The sequence below is a fragment of the Aeromonas sobria genome (assembly GCF_050266975.1).
Classification (GTDB): Bacteria; Pseudomonadota; Gammaproteobacteria; order Enterobacterales; family Aeromonadaceae; genus Aeromonas; species Aeromonas sobria_B.
The window spans coordinates 1-1,742 of the sequence record NZ_JBKISU010000071.1; the positions used below are offsets into that span (position 1 = coordinate 1).

General features: G+C 53.7%; 1 rRNA gene. It reads left to right on the forward strand.

Going from position 1 to position 1,742, the window contains the following annotated elements:
- A 23S ribosomal RNA gene (locus ACLHZ1_RS20430) occupies positions 1 to 1,723 on the forward strand; the annotation flags it as partial.
- Positions 1,724 to 1,742 lie beyond the last annotated feature (19 nt).

Here is a 1,742-nt window from a genome sequence, read left to right on the forward strand (position 1 = left end):
ATGAGTGGTAGGGGAGCGTTCTGTAAGTCTGCGAAGGTGTATCGAGAGGTATGCTGGAGATATCAGAAGTGCGAATGCTGACGTAAGTAACGATAAAGGGGGTGAAAAGCCTCCTCGCCGGAAGACCAAGGGTTCCTGTCCAACGTTAATCGGGGCAGGGTGAGTCGACCCCTAAGGTGAGGCCGAAAGGCGTAATCGATGGGAAGCAGGTTAATATTCCTGCACGACTTGTAATTGCGATGGGGGGACGGAGAAGGCTAGGTGGGCCAGGCGACGGTTGTCCTGGTGAAAGTGCGTAGGTGGTGTTTCTAGGCAAATCCGGAGACACAACACTGAGACACGAGACGAAGCCACTACGGTGGTGAAGCCATTGATGCCCTGCTTCCAGGAAAAGCCTCTAAGCTTCAGATTACAAGTCATCGTACCCCAAACCGACACAGGTGGTCGGGTAGAGAATACCAAGGCGCTTGAGAGAACTCGGGTGAAGGAACTAGGCAAAATAGAACCGTAACTTCGGGAGAAGGTTCGCTCTTGACAGTGAAGTCCCTTGCGGATGGAGCAGTTGGGAGTCGCAGTGACCAGATGGCTGGGACTGTTTATCAAAAACACAGCACTCTGCAAACACGAAAGTGGACGTATAGGGTGTGACACCTGCCCGGTGCCGGAAGGTTAATTGATGGGGTTAGCGCAAGCGAAGCTCTTGATCGAAGCCCCGGTAAACGGCGGCCGTAACTATAACGGTCCTAAGGTAGCGAAATTCCTTGTCGGGTAAGTTCCGACCTGCACGAATGGTGTAACCATGGCCATGCTGTCTCCACCCGAGACTCAGTGAAATCGAATTCGCCGTGAAGATGCGGTGTACCCGCGGCTAGACGGAAAGACCCCGTGAACCTTTACTACAGCTTGGCACTGAACATTGAACCTACATGTGTAGGATAGGTGGGAGGCTTTGAAGCGATGACGCCAGTTGTCGTGGAGCCGACCTTGAAATACCACCCTTGTATGTTTGATGTTCTAACGCAGGCCCATTATCTGGGTCGCGGACAGTGCCTGGTGGGTAGTTTGACTGGGGCGGTCTCCTCCCAAAGAGTAACGGAGGAGCACGAAGGTTGGCTAATCCTGGTCGGACATCAGGAGGTTAGTGCAATGGCATAAGCCAGCTTAACTGCGAGACGGACAGGTCGAGCAGGTACGAAAGTAGGTCATAGTGATCCGGTGGTTCTGAATGGAAGGGCCATCGCTCAACGGATAAAAGGTACTCCGGGGATAACAGGCTGATACCGCCCAAGAGTTCATATCGACGGCGGTGTTTGGCACCTCGATGTCGGCTCATCACATCCTGGGGCTGAAGTCGGTCCCAAGGGTATGGCTGTTCGCCATTTAAAGTGGTACGCGAGCTGGGTTCAGAACGTCGTGAGACAGTTCGGTCCCTATCTGCCGTGGGCGTTGGATGATTGAAGGGAGTTGCTCCTAGTACGAGAGGACCGGAGTGAACGAACCTCTGGTGTTCGGGTTGTCACGCCAGTGGCACTGCCCGGTAGCTAAGTTCGGAATCGATAACCGCTGAAAGCATCTAAGCGGGAAGCGAGCCCTGAGATGAGTCATCCCTGACCCCTTGAGGGTCCTAAAGGGCCGTTGGAGACCACAACGTTGATAGGTGGGGTGTGTAAGCGCGGCGACGTGTTGAGCTAACCCATACTAATTACCCGTGAGGCTTAACCATACAACACCCAAGAAGTGTT